The organism is Streptococcus milleri (genome assembly GCF_900636525.1).
Lineage (GTDB): Bacteria > Bacillota > Bacilli > Lactobacillales > Streptococcaceae > Streptococcus > Streptococcus hominis.
This window is the reverse complement of sequence record NZ_LR134288.1, coordinates 503,078-521,289: the sequence shown is the minus strand read 5'-3', so window position 1 is coordinate 521,289 and position 18,212 is coordinate 503,078. Positions and strand designations below refer to the sequence as shown.

12 protein-coding genes and 2 pseudogenes are annotated in these 18,212 nt (G+C 37.6%); 5 read left to right on the top strand and 9 right to left on the bottom strand.

Annotated elements, in window-relative coordinates:
- Positions 1–57: 57 nt before the first annotated feature.
- Entirely contained in the window at positions 58–765 is a 708-nt protein-coding gene (locus tag EL087_RS02600) for a glucosamine-6-phosphate deaminase (RefSeq protein WP_126406691.1), read from the bottom strand.
- A gap of 306 nt (positions 766–1,071) precedes the next feature.
- Between EL087_RS02600 and queA the strand changes: the two genes are divergently transcribed.
- Positions 1,072–2,100: a tRNA preQ1(34) S-adenosylmethionine ribosyltransferase-isomerase QueA gene (queA, locus tag EL087_RS02595; protein ID WP_126406689.1), complete on the top strand. Its 1,029-nt coding sequence runs from the start codon at positions 1,072–1,074 to the stop codon at positions 2,098–2,100.
- A gap of 10 nt (positions 2,101–2,110) precedes the next feature.
- A complete protein-coding gene (locus EL087_RS02590; RefSeq protein ID WP_003028172.1) occupies positions 2,111–2,584 on the top strand; it encodes an arginine repressor in 474 nt (157 codons plus the stop codon).
- A 214-nt stretch (positions 2,585–2,798) separates the two neighbouring features.
- Here the strand turns inward: EL087_RS02590 and EL087_RS02585 are convergent, their stop codons facing one another.
- On the bottom strand, positions 2,799–4,508 hold the full coding sequence (locus EL087_RS02585) for a C69 family dipeptidase (RefSeq protein ID WP_126406687.1): 1,710 nt from the start codon (positions 4,506–4,508) through the stop codon (positions 2,799–2,801).
- Between the two features lie 394 nt (positions 4,509–4,902).
- Between EL087_RS02585 and EL087_RS09315 the strand changes: the two are divergent.
- Positions 4,903–5,321 (top strand): annotated as a pseudogene (locus tag EL087_RS09315) (ISL3 family transposase); the annotation flags it as partial.
- Positions 5,322–5,453: 132 nt separating this feature from the next.
- Here EL087_RS09315 and EL087_RS02580 read toward each other — a convergent pair.
- The 7 genes from EL087_RS02580 to EL087_RS02550 form a co-directional block, all read right to left on the bottom strand.
- Positions 5,454–6,788, bottom strand: a complete 1,335-nt coding sequence (locus tag EL087_RS02580; protein WP_003028178.1) for a dipeptidase — start codon at positions 6,786–6,788, stop codon at positions 5,454–5,456.
- A gap of 24 nt (positions 6,789–6,812) precedes the next feature.
- A complete protein-coding gene (locus tag EL087_RS02575; protein ID WP_126406685.1) occupies positions 6,813–8,315 on the bottom strand; it encodes a YfcC family protein in 1,503 nt (500 codons plus the stop codon).
- Positions 8,316–8,552: 237 nt separating this feature from the next.
- A complete protein-coding gene (gene arcC, locus EL087_RS02570) occupies positions 8,553–9,500 on the bottom strand; it encodes a carbamate kinase (RefSeq protein ID WP_126406682.1) in 948 nt (315 codons plus the stop codon).
- A 264-nt stretch (positions 9,501–9,764) separates the two neighbouring features.
- Positions 9,765–10,781, bottom strand: a complete 1,017-nt coding sequence (gene argF, locus EL087_RS02565; protein WP_003028184.1) for an ornithine carbamoyltransferase — start codon at positions 10,779–10,781, stop codon at positions 9,765–9,767.
- A gap of 23 nt (positions 10,782–10,804) precedes the next feature.
- Entirely contained in the window at positions 10,805–12,034 is a 1,230-nt protein-coding gene (gene arcA / locus EL087_RS02560; protein WP_003037515.1) for an arginine deiminase, read from the bottom strand.
- A gap of 319 nt (positions 12,035–12,353) precedes the next feature.
- A complete protein-coding gene (locus EL087_RS02555) occupies positions 12,354–13,040 on the bottom strand; it encodes a Crp/Fnr family transcriptional regulator (protein WP_003025412.1) in 687 nt (228 codons plus the stop codon).
- A 136-nt stretch (positions 13,041–13,176) separates the two neighbouring features.
- Positions 13,177–14,232: a serine hydrolase gene (locus tag EL087_RS02550; RefSeq protein WP_126406680.1), complete on the bottom strand. Its 1,056-nt coding sequence runs from the start codon at positions 14,230–14,232 to the stop codon at positions 13,177–13,179.
- Positions 14,233–14,513: 281 nt separating this feature from the next.
- On the opposite strand from EL087_RS02550, the pseudogene EL087_RS02545 reads away from it, so the two are divergent.
- Together EL087_RS02545 and EL087_RS02540 are read left to right on the top strand one after the other, a co-directional pair.
- A pseudogene (locus EL087_RS02545) lies at positions 14,514–16,664 on the top strand (peptide cleavage/export ABC transporter).
- A gap of 10 nt (positions 16,665–16,674) precedes the next feature.
- Positions 16,675–18,036 carry a bacteriocin secretion accessory protein gene (locus EL087_RS02540; RefSeq protein ID WP_003040004.1) on the top strand — a complete coding sequence of 454 codons (1,362 nt, stop codon included), beginning with the start codon at positions 16,675–16,677 and terminating at the stop codon, positions 18,034–18,036.
- Positions 18,037–18,212 lie beyond the last annotated feature (176 nt).

The following is an 18,212-nucleotide window of genomic DNA, read 5'->3' as shown; positions in this document are numbered from 1 at the left end:
CGAACTTTTTCCAAAATGTCAAAAAACCTACCTAAAAATTAGATAGGAAATAGATGCTTATTTTTTCAAAATACTTAAAGCTTCTTTATCTGCGATAATGACAACATCTTCATGTTTTTGAAGGACGCTTCCTGGTAGTTCTTCTGTAATCGGTCCTTCCACGGTTCCTGCAATCGCTTTTGCTTTTGAAGCACCATAAGCAAATAAAATAATAGATTTTGCATCAAGAATATTCCGAATCCCCATTGAGTAAGCTTGAGTTGGCACATCTTCTATCTTGTCAAAGAAACGAGCATTGGCTTCAATGGTTGATTGCTCCAAATCCACTACATGAACCGTACTGTCAAAACTCGTTCCCGGCTCATTAAAACCAATATGACCATTTGTGCCAATTCCTAAAATTTGCAAATCAACAGGATTCTCTGCCAGAACGTGATTGTAGCGTTTGATTTCTGCTTCCGCATTTTCTGCAACACCATTTGGCAAGAAGCTTTCCTTAAATGGTTTTTTATCAAACAAATGCTCCTGCATGAAATAGCGATATGACTGAGGATTTTCTACACTTAGCCCGATGTACTCGTCCAAATTCACACTTGTTAAATCTGTCAAGTCAAGATCACTTTCAACAATTTGCTCGTAAAAACTTAAAGGACTGCTCCCCGTCGCTAAACCTAACGTTTTAGCTCCTGTCGCTAATTTTTCTTTTAATAATTCAAAAGCTACTCTACCACCGTCTACTTGATTTTCCACTTGAATAATTCTCATCGCTAAACTCCTTTTCCTTATTTAATTACATTATATGGTATAGACCAATTTTTGTCAAGAGAATTTATTCCTTTTTAAAGAATACGAGCTTGTTTGCAAGAAAAATCGTGTTATAATAGAAGAATGTTAGTCTATTTATTCTGTTTATTTTTGTTAGGAGTTGCTTTTGTCATAACTGCACTCCTTCTCAAAACCAAGCGAATGTGGCATTATACCTTACTGATTTTAGGTATTTTACTCATGTGCCTGCCACTTGTTGCTTCTTGTTATTCATTATGGATTTTATTTACAGCTTAAGGAGAATGTATGAATACTGCTGATTTTGACTTTCATTTACCAGAAGAGTTAATCGCACAAACACCTTTAGAAAAGCGAGATGCTTCTCGCCTTTTAGTAGTCAATCACGAAACTGGTCAAATGGAAGATACTCACTTTGATGCCATTATCGACCAATTAAATCCCGGAGACGCTTTGGTTATGAATGATACGCGCGTCTTACCAGCACGCCTTCATGGTGAAAAACCTGAAACAGGCGGACATGTTGAATTACTACTGTTGAAAAACATCGCAGGGGATGATTGGGAAGTGCTAGCGAAGCCAGCCAAGCGCTTAAAAGTCGGAGCTGCTATTTCTTTTGGCGATGGACGATTGACTGCAACTGTCTTAGAAGAATTAGAACACGGTGGACGAACTGTACGTTTCCATTACCAAGGGATTTTCTTGGAAGTGCTTGAAAGTCTGGGCGAAATGCCATTACCGCCTTATATTCATGAAAAGCTAAAAGACCGTGAGCGCTATCAGACTGTTTATGCTAAAGAAAATGGCTCAGCTGCTGCTCCTACTGCCGGGCTTCATTTTACCAAAGAGCTGCTGGTTCAGATTGAAGCCAAAGGTGTGAAATTAGTCTATCTGACGCTTCATGTCGGGCTAGGAACCTTTCGTCCTGTCTCTGTAGATAATGTAGACGAACACGAGATGCACTCAGAATTCTATACATTGTCTGAAGAGGCAGCTAACACGCTTCGACAAGTTAAAGCTAGTGGACATCGTGTCGTTGCAGTTGGAACAACTTCTATCCGTACACTGGAGACAATCGGTTCAAAATTTAATGGGGAAATCAAAGCTGACTCCGGCTGGACCAATATCTTTATCAAACCAGGTTATGATTGGAAAGTGGTGGACGCCTTTTCTACCAATTTCCACTTACCTAAGTCCACTCTTGTCATGCTCGTCTCAGCATTTGCGGGCAGAGAATTAGTGCTCTCTGCTTATCAGCATGCCATTGATGAAAAATATCGCTTTTTCAGTTTTGGCGATGCCATGTTTATAAAATAATAGGTGAAATATGAATAAAATTGAAAGTCGTCATCGACTCATTCGCTCGCTTGTCCTAGAGAAAAAAATTCACACACAACAGGAATTACAAGATTTGCTTTCAGCAAATGGCGTTACAGTGACGCAATCCACACTTTCTCGAGACATTAAAGCTTTGAACTTAGTAAAAGTACACGAAGCAGATATTTCTTATTACATTATCAATAGCATGGCACCTTCACGCTGGGAAAAACGGCTGCGCCTCTATATGGAAGATGCCTTGATTATGCTGCGTCCCGTTCAAAACCAAGTCGTCATGAAAACACTCCCTGGTTTGGCACAATCATTCGGCTCTATCTTAGATGCTCTAGAATTTTCCGAAATTGTTGCAACAGTCTGTGGTGACGATGTTTGCTTGATTATCTGCGAGGACAATCAAAAAGCGCAAGACTGTTTTAACAAATTAAAACAATTTGCACCCCCGTTCTTCTTTAGTAAAGATTAAAAAGCTAAGGCTGGAATTTTGTGGTTCTATAATTTCTGTAGTGGGTGAACTCTGCTTCAGAGATTATAGAGTTATTCTTTTGGCTTTCGGAGCTTTGACAACTTTAAGAAACGCATTCTCATCACCTTAAACATCAAAAGAGAGAGAACGAATCTCGTCCTCTCGCGATGTTAGCTGACATCAACCCACTACAGTTGACAAAGAGCCATGCTTTTTAATCTTCTTTTTTCTTATTTAATCGTTTGAAAGCGATAAATCCAGGAATAATCACAACTAGTGCTATGATTAGCATGAAACCAAGTTGATTGGAATCAGTCTTCTTCGATTCTGATTTTGTTGTTCCAGCATCTTTTTTGTTTTTTTCATATTTTGCCAGTAGGTTTGCTTTGTTATAACCAGTGTAAACAAGATCAGCATCTTTGCCTTTTTTCTCTTTAATTTTTTCTTCCATTTCCTTTTCAACGGATTTGATTTCTTTAAAGATTTTTTCAGAGCGTTCAAGAGCTTCTTTTGTCACTTCAGGTCCAGCAGCTTTAGCTTGTTCAGCTGTATATGCCTCATATTTTGCATCCCTTTCAGCCTGGTCTTTAACCCACTGATCTTCCATTGTTTTCCATTTTTCTTGGATGCTAGTGCCAAAGATTTCCGGATACTTCATCACCATTTGGTCAATATGCCAAACAGACCAATACCAAGATTTACCATCATATTTATCTGATCGTGGTTTAAAGGCTTCATAGGTATCTTCAACGTTACCATAGAATGGCACATACGGTGTATTTCGACTTTGGGCAAGACCTAACCAAACAATACCCCCAAATTCACTTGGAAGCTTAGATGTAATTTGATAAATATGAGCATCAATAACATTTTCGTTACCTAGGGCATATTTGTAAACATTTTCGTCTTTTTTCTTGCCAACTTCTACCAAATCATCTGCCTTAAATTGAGGCAGGTGTTCAAAACGATTCCGTTGTTCCCCAATGACATCCTGAACAGTATATTTTTTACTTGGATTACTTGGAGTACGAAGTAAATCATAGGTTTCATCTTTATAAGTAACTGGAGAATTTGGATCCATCCATTTGATACCAGCAAAAGTCCGAGAACGGTTACGTTCTGCATATTCATCAGGTCCATAAGATTTAGCAATATGGAATTTACCGTCTTTATCCGTCTTATAATGGTCTGCTTTTTTCGCTACTTCCTCCACCCCTTTAGAGGCAATGACGTTTTCCCTATCATTAAAATCAACATTGCCAAGATAATAAGTATTCGCGAAAACAGCATATTTGTCTTCTGGGAATTTAATAGCAACATATTGATGACCAGATAGTATCTCCATATACCAGAGCTCTTTTTGGTCAGCAACCATGATGATATTGCCTTCAGCAGAGCCTTTTTCTTCGATAGCCTTAGCGACAATTTCAATTCCTTCCCGAGCTGTTTTAGCACGAGGTAAAACTAAATCAATCATCGATGCTTCAGGCAGCCCGTCTTTCACAAGCGGGTCAGCCTTCAAGACCTTGTCATTTGGTGTCGCAGAAACGGTTCCTGTCATTGATACACCAACTTCATTAAAACCATGAGCTCCAAAATTACCGTTGCTACCGTCTCCACGCGCTGCATCATAGGTTGCTGTATATTTCATCTCATTGGCCAAATGTGGATAAGTAAATCCATTTGACTCATCTTCGATCTTATCGCCTTCTTTATAAGTTGCAGCTGGCACAACAACATAGTTCTGATTATGTTTACCTCCATCTGGCGGATAAGGATAATCTTCCGTACGACCATAGAGAGTAGAACCATCTGCGGTTAGTCCCTTACCTACAATGAAACCGGAGCAGGCCTGTGCTACCTGAATAGGTAATAAGGACAGCAACATAACACCGAACATCAGTTTTAGTAAAATTTTCTTCATAGTCTATCTCCTTTTTGACTATAAACAAAACTAAGAATATCTTAGCATAAACAAATTGAACCGTAATACCAACATTTCGTCTTAAGTATATCCTTTCAACACAGAAATTGCAAGCGGTTACACAACGTTTACAAAAAATCTTTTTTATGTAGAATATGTATGCTGAAAGACCAAAAGCATAAGAAATATCTATAGATTATATGAAAAAAATAAAGTTCTATAATTTCTGTAGGGGTCACTCTACTTCAGAAATTATGGAGCTTTTTTAAACACAAAAAATGTCCTATATGACCTATCATGAAAGCAACTAAACTGACAATAAAAAGCATCTTAGGTATAGTCCCTGCCTAAGTAGCCATTTCCTTGCGCTTTCATCATTCTGAATTGTTTCTAAATTATCCAGCAGGACAGTCGGAAATCTTAATCATAAACGGTGTTATCGCCTCGCTTTTCGAATGTATAAATCCTCAACAAATTACTCTGCTATTCTGATTAATTCAGACAGCTCTATAAGCTTTATTCAGCTCCTGCTCTTTCATTTCCAGAAGAAACAAGCCAAGCATTTCTTCGAGCTCGTTGAAGAAACTCTTTCAGACAGTCTTTCGGAATTTTTTAAAAGATAGAATCAAGTTTATCAACACTCTTACCTTGCCCTACTCCAATTTCCAACAACCTCATCAAGGTTATTCAGCTAAACGCATTTAGTTTTAAGAACTTTTGAAGACTTTTCCCATTCTCATCGCTTTCAACATCAAAAGAGAGAGAATGAAGACATCCTCTCTTGTTGTTCGCAGAGTCAACCCACTACAATGACATTGAACTACCTTTGTTCAATCTCAGCTTTTCGCTATCAAAACCACATTGACGCAATGATTGATTGCTAGTTAGGTGGAAAATAAACTCTTGTGCAATTTACAAGTTCTTCTCATTCCCACTTTCTTCTAACTATTTTCCAGCTAAGCGATAAATCGTTTCAGCATAGATATCCATTGCTTTATACAAATCCTCAATCACAGTTCGTTCATTAGCTTGATGTTCTGTTTGCAAAGCACCAGGGAAAAGTGCGCCAAAGGCCACGCAATTTGGCATGGTGCGAGCAAATGTAGCACCACCAGAGGACACAGCAGGTCTGTCATCATTGGTTTTTTCTTTATAGACAGCCATTAACGTGCTGACCAATTCACTATCAAGCGGCACATATAATGGTGCAAGATAGTCAAACTCTTCATAACACAATTGATATTTTTCAGCAATTTGGCTTAATTCTTGTACTAATTTATTTTTGTCTGCAAGAACTGGAATCCGCATGTCAATCCGAATTTCAGACTTGTCTGGATTTATGGTTAATCCAGAGATATTGAAGGACAAGGTTCCTGAAGGCTCATCTGAAATTTCACCAAACAAGCGGCTGCCTGTGGCAACTTCCCCAACTACTTCAGCGATAAATTGAATGGCAGAGTGTTGAACAAGCGGATTTAGTCCTGTAGTCAAACGTACAATGGCGTTCACTCCTTCAGCCGCATCTTTTGAATGCTTAGGAACACCGATGACAGTGACTGTATCGCCTGACCGTTCATATTCAAATGTAGCTTTTTTTAACTCTGCTTCTAACGAATCTGCTAAATTTCCCGTATAGCTTGCTTTTGCAGGTACAACATTAAAGGCTTCTCCTGCCTCGATAGCAAGCGCTTGTGAACCAGGACCATGCAATTTAATTTGCAGCAATCCTTTTTCGGCATAGGTTAATGGAAAAGATGAGTCAGGCGCAAAACCAAGTGTTGCTGTTTCTTCTAGCTCATTGTAACGAGCCATACAGCGCCACAGCGTTTCTTCGTCTGTACCATAGATAAAACGAATCCGCTTGTTAAATGTCACACCCGCATCCATCAGTGCTTTGACAGCATAAAGTGCAGCTAGGGACGGACCTTTATCGTCCTGGACCCCACGCCCATGTATCCAACCATCTTTTATCGTCGCTTCAAATGGAGGAGTTTCCCAATCAGACAAATCTCCCGCAGGAACAACGTCTAAATGGCAGAGAACGGCCAGGAGTTCTTCTCCCTGACCGATTTCTGCATATCCATAATAGCCTTGAGGATCAATGTAAGTTTTAAAACCTAAACTCCTAGTGATCTCTAGCATTTTTTCTAAGACGTTTTGAATAGATTGTCCGAAAGGTGTTCCGTTTTCTCCTTCATTAAGAACTGATGGGTAGGAAACGATTGTTTTCAGCGATTCTAAATAATCAGACTTAATTTCTTCGGTTAAAAATTGTTTCATAAAGAACACCTCGTTATTTTCCTATTATAAGAACGTTCCTAAAATAAGAAGTAGAATACTTACTACAAAGATTCCTGCAACCAATTTTGCAACGAATTTCCACCAAGTACCCAAATCAATACGTCCAAGAGCAAGTGCCCCCATAACGATACCAGATGTTGGAGTAACAAGGTTCAAAAGACCAGAAGCAGATTGGTAAGCAGTGATAATCAAGCTTGCTTGCACATTGACGAATTTTCCAAGAGGTGCCATGATACCCATTGTTGCACTGGCAAGACCAGATGTTGATGGGATAAGGAATGACATTGGCAGATAGAAAATGTAAGTCAATACGATGAATACTTGAGATGATAGACCCTTGAGTCCTACTTCACCCCAGTGAAGGATTGTAGCCGTAATCATACCATCGTTCATGATAACTTGAATACCACGAGCAACAGCTACGATAAGTGCAACACCAAGCAAATCAGCTGCACCATTGATAAATACAGTGATGAAGCGATCTTCTTTCATGCGGTAAACAAAACCAATGATAATACCCATAACTGCAAAGAGCATTGCTCCTTCTGGGAAGTACCAAGTACCTAATGCAGAAGTTGATGTACCCACAATTTTACCAATTACAGGAATGCCAACCAACCATTTGTTGAAGTTTTCAAAGACATGTACGTTCAAGTCTGTCCATGGAATGAAACTCATAATCATAAGAACAAAGGTCAAGACAAAGAGTACCAACACTTGTTTTTGTTTCTTGCTAAGAGTGGATTCTACATTAGCAACTGCATCTACATTAAAGTGTTTCAAATCTTCTTCGCGATGGCTATAAACCAAAGATTTTGTAGGATCTTTTTGAATCTTATCCGCATAACGATAAACGAAATACGTACCAAGTGCTGTCATCACAACAAAGAAGATTAACCGAAGAACGATACCGTCACCAGTACCCACACCTGCTGTCGCAGAAGCTATACCTGTAGCAAATGGGTTTAGAGTAGAAGCCAAACATCCAATTTGAGAACCAAGAAGGATAATAGCTACCGCAGTCAAACTATCAAATCCTACTGCCATCATAACTGGCACAAGAAGTGGATAGAAAGCCATCGTTTCTTCACCCATACCATAAGTTGATCCGCCAAGAGCAAACAAAGGCATCAAGACTAAAATCAACATCTTTTCGCGACCCTTGTACTTCTTCACGATGGAAGCAATCCCTACATCAAGAGCACCTGTTTCGTTGACTACTCCAAGGAAACCACCAACCATCAAGATAAAGAACGAAACGTCAATCGCTGCTGAAGTTGGTTCTTTCCCAAGCATAGCACGAATTGGAGCCATTAAGACATCCCAAATCCCTTGCGGATTTTGAGCAACAGTCTTATAGGTTCCTGTAATTAGATTACCAGACTTATCAGCATCATATTGACCAGCTGGAATAATCCAGGTCAATACTGCCATAATGGCAATGATAATCATCAAAACGGTATAAGATGACGGCATCTTAAACCCTTTTTTTGCTTTTTCACTCATTTGTTTTCCTCCTAAATGTAACAAATTGTAAAAATTTAACCGAATCCCATTTTCAGAAAGCGCTTCCTTTGACTATATTTTAACATATTCATCTGGAAAAAACTAGTAATTTCCCAAAAAATTATCATTTCACAACAATAAAATAGATCAAAAGAAAGCAAATCTAAAAATAGGAAACACTAACATTGTTTTAAAAAGTTTTATTACAGTCTTAAACTTATAACTGATAACACTCTGTTATCCCTTTTCAATAATCGTTCCGCTTTCAGATTCAATTAAAGCACCTAAGTTTTCAAGAGAAGTAATGACCGCTTCGCCTTCTGGTCGATCATTTACAAAGGCAATCGCTGCTTGCACTTTAGGCAACATACTTCCTGGTGCAAACTGTTCTTGCTTGATGTATTCTTCAAGCTGAGCTACATTAACACGCTCTAACTTAGCTTGATCTGGTTTATTGTAGTTCACATAAACATAGTCAACACCTGTCAAGACAATGAAAAGATCTGCTTCGACCAATTCAGCCAGACATTGTGAAGCAAAGTCTTTGTCAATTACTGCTTCTACGCCGGCAAGATGACCGTTGTCTTCCTTGATAACAGGAATGCCGCCACCACCAGCAGCCACAACGACATGTCCTGCATTGATGAGTGTACGAATGGTTTCAATTTCTTTGATTCCAACTGGTTTTGGTGAAGCAACCACTTTTCTCCAGCCACGTCCAGCATCTTCTTTGAAAGTAGCTCCACTCTTTTCAGCTTCTACTTTTGCTTCTTCTTCTGTGTAGAATGGTCCGATTGGTTTGCTCAAATTTGTGAAAGCTGGGTCGTTTTTATCAACCACGACTTGTGTCACAACAGAAGCCACTTCTTTTTCAATCCCTTCTTCACGTAAAGCATTTTGAAGAGCATTTTGCAACCAGTAGCCGATACTTCCTTCTGTCATTGCAACGAGCGAATCAAGCGGAAACGCTGGGTTTTTTTCAGAATCTGCCGCTAAATGTTGCAATAAAAGATTTCCAACTTGCGGTCCATTTCCATGAGTGATAATCAAGTCGTCACCATTTTTAATCAATTTTACAAGATGACTTGCTGTTTCTGCTAATGCTTCTTGTTGTGCTTTTGCTGACGGATCAGATGAAAGGATGGCATTCCCTCCCAAAGCCACAACGATTTTCCGATTTGCCATAAATAATTAGCCTCCTTAGAGTTTTCTTCTTATAGTGCTTCAATTCATTTTAATGAGCTATAACAAACTTTAGAACGAGGTTAGAATAATAATGTCTCAAACTACATTTCTTTGAGGGTGATTGCATCGGCAATCATAGTTGTTTATCTTATCGCCTTTTTCCCCTATTTATAAAATTGAAACGAGCACTATCAAAAATGAGGACTGGACTAAAGCTATTAGTCGCAGCCCTCATAGCTGTTGGTAAACGGTTTTAGTTTTAAATTATACTTTTGGAATATAAAGGTTTCCAAGAGTTGCTGCCATAACTGCTTTAATAGTATGCATACGGTTTTCAGCTTGGTCAAATTGGCGAGCGTATTTGCTGCGGAATACTTCGTCAGTTACTTCCATTTCTTCAACGCCGAATTTTTCAGCAACATCTTTACCATAAACAGTATTTGTATCATGGAAAGCTGGTAAGCAGTGCAAGAAGATCAAATCTTCATTGTCAGCTTTCTTAATCAAATCCATATTTACTTGATAAGGTTTCAAAAGTGCGACACGTTCTGCAAATTTGTCTTCTTCACCCATAGATACCCAAACGTCTGTGTAAAGGACATCCGCACCTTTAACAGCTTCATCTGCATTGTCAGTAATTAAGACATGTGCGCCACTTTCTTTCGCATATCCTTCTGCCAATTTCACAATATCTTCAGCTGGGAAGAGTTCTTTTGGAGAAAAGATATGAACATTTACACCGAGGATAGCACCTGTTACAAGAAGGCTGTTTGCAACGTTATTGCGTCCGTCACCACAGTAGACAAGAGTCAAGCCTTCCAAACGACCAAAGTTTTCTTGAACTGTCAAATAGTCAGCTAACATTTGAGTTGGATGCCATTCGTCTGTCAAACCATTCCATACAGGAACACCTGAGAATTCTGCTAATTCTTCTACCATGCGTTGGCTGAATCCGCGGAATTCAATTCCATCAAACATACGTCCCAATACTTTAGCAGTATCTTCAGTAGATTCTTTCTTGCCAAGTTGGATGTCGTTAGCTCCTAGGTATTCTGGATGAGCACCAAGGTCAATCGCTGCTGTTGTGAAAGCTGCACGAGTACGAGTTGAAGTTTTTTCAAACAAGAGAGCAATATTTTTACCTGCTAAGTAATGATGTTCAATATTGCGCTTTTTCAAATCTTTCAAATGAGCTGCTAAACCGATAAGATATTCTAATTCTGCACGTGTAAAATCTTTTTCTGCCAAGAAGCTGCGTCCTTGGAACACTGAGTTTGTCATTCTATTATTTCCTCTTTCTAATCTTAAAGTTCTTCACGTTCAAACGGCATTGACATACAACGAGGTCCACCACGACCGCGAACCAATTCACTTCCGCGAATCTTAATCAAACGAAGTCCATATTCTTCAAGAATCTTATTTGTAACAACGTTACGGTCATATACCACTACCACGCCTGGTGCGATTGTAAGAGTGTTTGAACCGTCGTTCCATTGTTCACGAGCAGCTGCTACTACATTTCCGCCACCGCAACGAATCAAATGAACTTTGTCAATACCAAGATTCTTAGCTAACAATTCAGCCAAATCGCCTTTTTCTTCTGCAATATGAAGTTTTTCATTTTCATAAGTAACAGAGTAAACGCGAAGGTCGCCTTCAATTTCTGGGTGAATCGTGAACTTGTCATAGTCAACCATTGTGAAGACTGTATCTAAGTGCATGAATTTACGATTATTAGCAAATTCAAATGCAATCACTTTCTTAAAGCCAACATTCTTCTTGAAGATATTAACCAAAAGTTTTTCAATAGATGCTGCGTCTGTACGTTGTGAAATACCTACTGCAAGGACATCTTTAGAAAGAACGAGTTCATCTCCACCTTCGATACGAGTTGTTTCTTCACGGTTATAAACCAAGTCAACATTGCCACCATATACTGGGTGATATTTGAAAATGTATTTACCATAAAGTGTTTCACGATTACGTGTATCTGAGTACATGTGGTTCAATGACACCGCATTACCAATTGTTGCAAATGGGTCACGAGTGAAGTAAAGGTTTGGCATTGGATCAATGGCAAATGGATAGTCAGATTCTACCAAATCCGTCAAACCTTTGGCGTCTGCTGGAATTTCTGGCAGTTCAGCTTTTTGGAAACCAGCCATTGTCTTTTCAACCAACTCAAGGTTGTCTTCTATACCATGAAGAATGTCGCGAATAGCAACTTTTGTTTGTGCTCCGCGGATATTTGCTTCGTCAAGATATTCTTCAATAAATTCGTTACGAATTTCTGGAGAAGTCAATGATTCAGCAGTCAATTTTTCGAGGTAAAGAACTTCAATACCTTCTTTACGTAGAGCGTCTGCGAATGCATCGTGTTCTTTTTGAGCATCTTCCAAAAATGGAATATCGTCAAAAAGTAGACGTTCCAAATGGTCTGGCATCAAGTTTTCCAACTCTTTACCAGGACGATGTAGCATAACTTTTTTCAGTTTTCCTATTTCTGAGAAAACATGAATAGGATGTGTAGACATCTTATGTCCTCCTCTTTTTTCTTTGTGACTTAAGTTTCCTTAAGTTCTATTTACATGTTATATTGTAATATCTTTTGTTTGCGCTTTCACAATCAATTATACATTTAAAACGCCAAATCCTTTGCTTTTTTTAAAATAAATTCTAATATTATTTCAAAATAAAACGCTTTCTATAAATATTTTATGCATTTTATTGGTTTTATGAATAATTATTTTTTAGAAACAAATGAAGTTTTTGAGGATATTTTTAAATGTTTAAGTTTCAAAATTAAAAAAGGACCAAAAATTGCTTTTTGGACTGCAATTCTGTCCTTCTTTTCTACATATCTTCAAAATACTTTAAAAAGTATTCTTTATTCAAAAAGACGAGTTTCTTTCGATTATATTGAATAATGTTTTCTTCTGTTAATTTTTTCAACACTTGATTAACTGTTTCACGAGTGGTCGCCCCCAACTTGGCTAACTCTTTCATACTAAGGGCAAAAGGAATATCATCTCTATCTTGACAAAAATCAATACATAAAATTGAAATCGCTTGGATAACTCGCTCTGTCGCACTCGCTAAAACGGAATTTCGCAAGCGTAATTCATGGAAACGCAAAATATTTGATAACTTATGCGTAATGAATAACATTTGCTCTATAATTTGTTTGGAATAGTATTCATACAAGTCAACAGGAATCGAAAAGTATTCTAAATCCGTCACAGAAATCCCAGAATAATGATAATCTTTATCTTCAAACATGCCACCATAAGGAAACATGGTATTTTCTTTCACATAATCAATGTAATTAAACGAATCTGTCTGATCATACTGCTCAATCCGAACATAGCCCTTATAAATCAAAAAAAGTCGCTCTCGCTTATCTCCAGAAAAGAAAATAATTTGCCCTTTTGGCACTTTGCGAAATTGAATCTCAACAGCTATTTTATCAAAATATTCAACTGGCAAATTTTTAAAAGCAGGATGTTCTCTAATGTAACGATAATGCTCTTTGTTAATCATGATATCCTTGTGATCCTTTTTTTACATTCTGCTCTTATTATAACACAAAAGGGCTTCAATCTTAAAGAGAGCCCTTACATTTTTCTGAAATTTGTTCTTTTTACAACATGTCCTTCGCCACATAAATATATGTATCTTAATTCATATTCACTCGATGCCATTCATTGATGACATAGGCCAATTGCCCAACTTGCGTAATACCAACACCGCTGATTTCATCACTCTCTGAAGTCGTTCCTCCCAGTCCTGCTGTATAAAGGGCAATCAAATAAGGCTTTTCCTCACACACAACTGCGTCTACATTTAATGCCTCTGCAACATAACCTGGCTTTTGGTAGATTGGAATGTCTCTTACATATCGTTTATAGTATTCATTTGGAAAAGACTCACCGATATAATACAAAATATCTTTATATTTTTCCTGATATTTCCAAAGATAGTCCAACACTTGAATGTAATAATCCGTCGTTGTTTGATTCTGTTGGTTGATTGTCTTAATCTCGCCCTTTCCTTTTCCATAGCGCTGATACATCGTATAGGCTTTATCCAAGCCACCTAAGCGTTCCGCTAAAGCATAAGCAGGTGTATTTTCAGAATAGAGAAGAGAGTATTCCTGCATCTCAGGAATGTTCATTGTCCCATTAAATGCCGCTACGTAATTATTGTGTTCGCCGATATATTCATAGCGGGTATGTGTAATATCAAATCGCTCGGTAAGTAATAAATTTCCCTTTTCTACCTCATCAACGACCAACATATTTAATGGCAATTTGTAAGTTGATCCTGCTGTCATTGGCTGTGTTTCATTCATAGCATAGGTTTGTCCACTCGTTAAATCCTTATAAGAAAATGCAATCTGCGAATGATCTATTCCCATCTCATCTAGATACGCTTGTACAACTTGAACTAAATTTAGATTGGCATAATCATAATACAGACCATAAGCTCCCATTACAGGCAAATCAGCTTCCATGTCCTTCTGCTTTTCTTCCATACTCTTTATTGGAACACGAGTGGCTGGTTTTGACTCTTTTGACGGACTTTTTTTCTTTTCTTGACTGGCAGTATAACTTGCAGCTACCTTTGTATGATGTGGCTTTCTAGCTTGTCCAAAGTACACAGCACTTAACACCAACACACCACACATCATAAAGCAACCAAGCAAACAAAGAATTATTGTCTTTTTACTCACGCACTTCTCCTAACTTATATACCTCATTATATAGGAAGAATGAAAAAATGACAAGATATGATAAACAGAATCATCAATTATTTTCAACTTCCTTTATTGTATATATACAGTATAAAGTAACAATTCTAGTTAATTTAAAATAAGCCTGAATGGTAGCTTTCACATCTTGAATGGTATTTTTTAACCATTTAAGACATCAGAACGACCATTTAAGATTAAAATGCTCTTTTTCTTGCGCTTTTTGAGAAAATAACATTACAAAACGAAAGGAAAACATTATAGTGAATTTTAAAAAATCGTTTGTGCCACAAATAGATGCTAGAGATTGTGGTGTTGCTGTTCTGGCTTCCATTGCTAAATACTATGGTTCAAATTATTCTTTAGCACACTTGAGAGAGCTCGCAAAGACAAACAAAGAAGGGACAACTGCACTTGGAATTGTCAAAGCAGCAAAAGAAATGGGCTTTGAAACCCGACCAATCCAAGCAGACATGACATTGTTTGATACAGAAGAGCTTCCCTATCCTTTCATCGTACATATCAACAAAAATGGCAATCTTCAGCACTATTATGTCGTTTATAAAAACGAGAAAAAGCATTTGCTTATCGGTGATCCTGATCCAACTGTCAAAATAACTAAGATTAGCAAAAAACAATTTGCAAAAGATTGGACTGGTGTTGCTATCTTTCTCGCACCGAAACCTAGCTATGAACCTCATAAGGATAAGAAGAACGAGCTTGCTAGCTTTTTACCACTCATCTTTAAACAGCGTTCTTTGATTTTTTATATTGTCTTAGCTAGTTTGCTCGTGACTCTCATCAACATTGTGGGCTCCTATTATCTGCAAGGTGTTTTGGACGAATACATCCCAAATCAGATGAAATCAACTCTTGGGATTATTTCAATTGGGCTTATCATTGCCTACATCTTACAGCAAATGATGAGTTTTTCAAGAGACTACCTGCTAACAGTGCTCAGTCAACGATTAACAATTGATGTGATTTTGTCTTATATTCGGCATATTTTTGAATTACCAATGTCCTTTTTTGCGACGAGACGCACTGGGGAGATTATTTCTCGTTTTACAGATGCCAACTCCATTATTGATGCTCTAGCTTCAACTATCCTGTCTCTCTTTCTTGATTTGTCCATTGTGATGATTGTCGGCAGTGTTCTTTTACTGCAAAATGCCAATCTCTTTTTACTCACCTTGCTTGCAATTCCTATCTACGCTCTCATTATTTTTGCTTTTATGAAACCTTTTGAAAAAATGAACAACGATGTTATGCAAAGCAATGCTATGGTAAATTCTGCCATTATCGAAGATATTAACGGAATTGAAACCATTAAATCTTTAACCAGCGAAGAAAGCCGTTACCAAAAGATTGATAGCGAGTTTGTTGATTATCTGGATAAGACTTTCAAATTAAGTAAATATTCTATTATGCAGACAGTACTCAAACAAGGAGCACAATTTATTTTGAATGTGGTCATTCTCTGGGTCGGAGCCTCTTTGGCTATGTCTCAAAAGATTTCAATTGGTCAACTGATTACTTTCAATGCTCTCCTTTCATACTTTACTAGTCCGCTTGAAAGTATGATCAATCTTCAAACCAAACTGCAATCAGCTAAAGTTGCCAATCATCGACTGAATGAAGTTTATCTGGTAGAATCCGAATTCAAAACCAAACAAGTCCTTACGGAGAAAAGATTCTTAGCTGGAGACATTACTTTCCATAACGTTTCCTATAAATACGGCTTTGGACGAGATACTTTATCAGATATTAGTTTGACTATCAAGAAGGGAGATAAAATTAGTCTTGTCGGCATCAGTGGTTCGGGTAAAACAACACTTGCTAAGATGATTGTTCATTTTTATGAGCCTTATCAAGGGCAAATCCGCCTCAATGGAAATGACCTCAAGACAATTGACAAGAAAGTTCTTCGTCAATACATCAATTATCTACCTCAGCAAGCTTACATCTTTAGCGGATCCATTCTAGAAAACCTCACATTAGGAGCCAATCAAGCAGTTTCTTAATCAGACATTCTTCGTGCTTGTGAAATTGCAGAAATCCGCTCAGACATTGAACAAATGCCTCTGGGATACCAGACAGAATTGTCTGACGGAGCTGGATTATCTGGTGGACAAAAGCAACGAATTGCACTTGCACGCGCTCTGCTGACGAAATCTCCCATTCTCATTTTAGATGAAGCAACGAGTGGATTAGATGTTTTAACAGAGAAAAAGGTCATTGATAATCTCATGAAATTACCCGACAAAACCATTATTTTTGTTGCTCATCGTCTCAGCATTTCAAAGCGTACAAATCAGATTATTGTCCTCGACCAAGGAAAAGTGATTGAAACTGGTTCTCATACTGAATTGATAGGAAGAAAAGGTTTTTATTATCATCTATTTAATAAATAAGGAGTAAATTATGAATCCCAATCTGTTTAAAAGTGCAGAATTTTATCATCGAAGATACCACAACTTTGCGACTGTTCTCATTCTGCCTTTGACATTCTTCATTCTATTTCTTGTCCTCTTTTCCTTTGTCGGGCAAAAAGAAGTGACTATCAAATCCATTGGCGAAATCACACCAACGAAAGTCATTGCCATGATTCAGTCAACCAGTGACAATACGGTTCTGACCAATCATTTAGCTGAAAATAAGACCGTCACCAAAGGAGAGTTGTTGGTTCAATATACAAAAAATATGGAAGCTTCCCAACAAACAGCCATTGAAACGCAACTTGCCACTTACCAGCGCCAAAAAGCAGAATTAGAAACATTAAAGAACAGTTTACAGCAGGGAACAAATCTTTTTACAGACAAAGATGAGTTTGGCTATGCCAACACATTTAACAATTTTATCAAACAATCAGAAGATTTAACTATCGGCATTTCAAAAAATAATTCCGAAGTTAGTAAACAAGCTTCTTTAACCAACCATACGATTGCTGCTATTGATGATCAAATGAACGAATTAACAAAACAAATGAATGATTATCATGAACTGTATCATGCCATTTCTAGCAACGCTTCAAATTTGCCCCAAAATAATCCTCATCAAGCAACCTTTAACCTATATAAAAATGAATATCAAGTCAAACCTGATCCGTCAACTACAAATCAATACCTATCTCAGATTAATACGAATATATCCAACCTCAAATCTTCCCTAGCCAATCTAAACATTCAAAAAGCTGGTACTGGAACTGCAACAACCTATGATAATAGCCTTTCGACTAAAATTGAGGTACTTCGCACACAATTTATCCAAATAGCAGACCAACAGTTAACAAGCCTTACGACCCAAATTACCGATTTGCAAAATCAATTGAACCAAGCAAATGCTCAACTTCAAAATAATCAACTGACTGCTCCCGAAACAGGGATTCTTCATATCAGCAGTGCGCTCAAAGGGAAGTCTTTACTCCCCAAAGGAACGGAAATTGCTCAGATCTATCCAGATATCACGAAAACAAAAGAAGTTCTTATCACCTATTACGTGCCTTCAGCCTATATGACCAATTTAAAAAAGGGACAAACTTCCCGACTTATCTTAGAAAAAATTGGAAATCAGACAATCACTATTATCGGTAAAATTAATAGCATTGACACTTCTGCTACTGAAACAAAACAGGGAAATCTGTTTAAAATCACTGCAAAAGCCTCCGTACCTAAAAAAGATAGCCAAATCTTGAAGTACGGTTTGCAAGGACGAGTAACGAGTGTCATTGCGAAAAAATCATTCTTTCATTACTACAAAGATAAACTGCTCAATAATGTCGAATGACTGTTTAAGGATTTTACTCATCAGAAGATTGTCTTATATGATAAGACATTTTACAAAGAGGAAAAATTATTATTGTCGGAGAAAATATTGATTATGAGCTATTATTTAAAAATCATTATCTCGTTTTTGGCGTGATTGACAGAACAAACGATCATTCTCTGAATTTCCTCAAACAA

Coding starts and splice junctions, on each gene's coding strand:
- EL087_RS02600 (WP_126406691.1), bottom strand. CDS start 765: ATGAGAATTATTCAAGTGGAAAATCAAGTAGACGGTGGTAGAGTAGCT.
- queA (WP_126406689.1), top strand. CDS start 1,072: ATGAATACTGCTGATTTTGACTTTCATTTACCAGAAGAGTTAATCGCA.
- EL087_RS02590 (WP_003028172.1), top strand. CDS start 2,111: ATGAATAAAATTGAAAGTCGTCATCGACTCATTCGCTCGCTTGTCCTA.
- EL087_RS02585 (WP_126406687.1), bottom strand. CDS start 4,508: ATGAAGAAAATTTTACTAAAACTGATGTTCGGTGTTATGTTGCTGTCC.
- EL087_RS02580 (WP_003028178.1), bottom strand. CDS start 6,788: ATGAAACAATTTTTAACCGAAGAAATTAAGTCTGATTATTTAGAATCG.
- EL087_RS02575 (WP_126406685.1), bottom strand. CDS start 8,315: ATGAGTGAAAAAGCAAAAAAAGGGTTTAAGATGCCGTCATCTTATACC.
- arcC (WP_126406682.1), bottom strand. CDS start 9,500: ATGGCAAATCGGAAAATCGTTGTGGCTTTGGGAGGGAATGCCATCCTT.
- argF (WP_003028184.1), bottom strand. CDS start 10,781: ATGACAAACTCAGTGTTCCAAGGACGCAGCTTCTTGGCAGAAAAAGAT.
- arcA (WP_003037515.1), bottom strand. CDS start 12,034: ATGTCTACACATCCTATTCATGTTTTCTCAGAAATAGGAAAACTGAAA.
- EL087_RS02555 (WP_003025412.1), bottom strand. CDS start 13,040: ATGATTAACAAAGAGCATTATCGTTACATTAGAGAACATCCTGCTTTT.
- EL087_RS02540 (WP_003040004.1), top strand. CDS start 16,675: ATGAATCCCAATCTGTTTAAAAGTGCAGAATTTTATCATCGAAGATAC.